Origin of the sequence: Kitasatospora sp. NPDC047058 (genome assembly GCF_040643935.1) — a bacterium.
Taxonomy (GTDB): domain Bacteria; phylum Actinomycetota; class Actinomycetes; order Streptomycetales; family Streptomycetaceae; genus Kitasatospora.
In genome coordinates, this window is record NZ_JBEYVJ010000839.1 from 1 (window position 1) to 1,513 (window position 1,513).

General features: G+C 67.3%; 2 protein-coding genes and 1 pseudogene. 1 reads left to right on the plus strand and 2 read right to left on the minus strand.

Translation table 11 applies throughout. The features are described 5' to 3' along the window. Nucleotides 1-367: pseudogene (locus tag ABZ885_RS40970) on the plus strand (SAM-dependent methyltransferase); the annotation flags it as partial. A 62-nt stretch (nucleotides 368-429) separates the two neighbouring features. Here ABZ885_RS40970 and ABZ885_RS40975 read toward each other — a convergent pair. Together ABZ885_RS40975 and ABZ885_RS40980 are read right to left on the minus strand one after the other, a co-directional pair. Then, complete coding sequence (locus ABZ885_RS40975; RefSeq protein WP_360200275.1) at nucleotides 430-636, minus strand: DUF397 domain-containing protein; 207 nt, start codon at nucleotides 634-636, stop codon at nucleotides 430-432. After that, a partial coding sequence (locus ABZ885_RS40980) for a helix-turn-helix transcriptional regulator (RefSeq protein ID WP_360200277.1) occupies nucleotides 626-1,513 on the minus strand: 888 nt, incomplete at its 5' end. The genes ABZ885_RS40980 and ABZ885_RS40975, both read right to left, overlap by 11 nt.

A 1,513-nucleotide genomic window follows, 5' to 3' on the forward strand; every position in this document is an offset into this window, starting at 1 on the left:
CCTCGGGCTCGGCGGCGCGGCGCTCTGCCGCTCGGTGTTCGACCGGCTGCCCGGAGAGGGACGCTGGGGCGGCGCGCTGCTGGCCGACGGCAACGTGGGCATCGGCGGCGACCCGGCGGCACTGCTGGAACGCTGCGCCGAACTGCTGGCCCCGGGAGGGACGTTGCTGGTCGAGGTGGCCGGAGAGGTGGTGGACGAGCGCTGCACGGCGCGGGTCGAGGGCCCCGACGGACGCCTCGGCCCGCCGTTCCCGTGGGCCCGGGTGGGGGCGGACGCGGCCGCACGCTACGGCGGGCGGGCCGGGCTGGTCGAGACCGAGCGCTGGACGTCGTACGGGAGGCGGTTCGTGGCGCTGGTGAAGGGGTGAAGGGGTGAGGACTGAGCCGAGCGGGTCGATCCGGTCGGCCCCGCTCGGCGTGGTTCAGTGGTTCAGACGGCGCCGAACTCCCCCGCCCGGACGGCGGTCACGAACGAGCGCCAAGCCTCGGCAGGGAAGACGAGAGCGGGCCCGGAGGGGTCCTTGGAGTCACGGACGGGCATGAGACCCGAGAACCCGTCACTGACCTCAATGCAGCCGCCCTGACCATTGCTGTAGGTGCTCTTACGCCACTGAACACCGCTGAGGTCAACGGACATGGTCCTCGAAGTCCTTCCGTACTCTGCGAATGAAGGCCAACGATGCCCTCTGGGACAGCGCCTCGACCTGCAGCCGATCGTAGCTGCTCACCCAACGCCCTACCGTTTCAGCATCTCGCTCAAGATACCCACGCTGAAGGGTCTCCGTGTACCCGATTGTGCGCCGGTCCGGAAGCGTCAGCAGAACGAGCGGGTAGTTGAGCGGCCGGTCCTCCCCCAAGTCCAGCGGGGCGACTTGGAGAATGACCGCTGGCCGGCTGGCCATCGCTTCGAGATGCAGCAGCTGCTCGATCATCACCTCGGCACCGCCGATCGGCCTCAACAGGCAGGTGGCGTCGAGGACTACCTGAACGCTTGGCGACTGAGCATCGGCAAGGCGACCCTGCCGCGACTTGAGGAAGGTCAGCCTCTCAGCGGCCTGGGCAGGTGTCGAATTCCCCTGCCGCACCGCGGCCATTTCGTAGGCTTCGGCGTAGGACTGGACCTGCAGCAAACCAGGGATGACGCCGATCTCGAACAGACGTATGGCCGAAGCGCGTGACTCGTGCTCCGCGAACTCGGGAAAGCCCTCGATCAGCACGCTGTGCTCCAGTTGGTCGAGCATCAGCTCGATCGTCCCCCCGGTCTCCAGAACGCGGTCGGCCTCCTGGGCGAGCCTCCGGCTCGGCGGTTCCACACCTCGTTCAATTCGCGAGATGTAGGACGCGGAGAATCTGATGAGCTCGCCGAGCTGAGCCTGCGTGAGGGCACGGGACTCCCGCGACCTGCGAAGTTGAACACCCAGCGCCGCACTTGGCGATGACGCTGGATCAAGTTCTCGACGGTTCATGGAACTCCTCAACTGAACCCATGCCAACTCGTCAGTTCCAAGGCTTCC

Coding starts and splice junctions, on each gene's coding strand:
- ABZ885_RS40975 (WP_360200275.1), bottom strand. CDS start 636: ATGTCCGTTGACCTCAGCGGTGTTCAGTGGCGTAAGAGCACCTACAGC.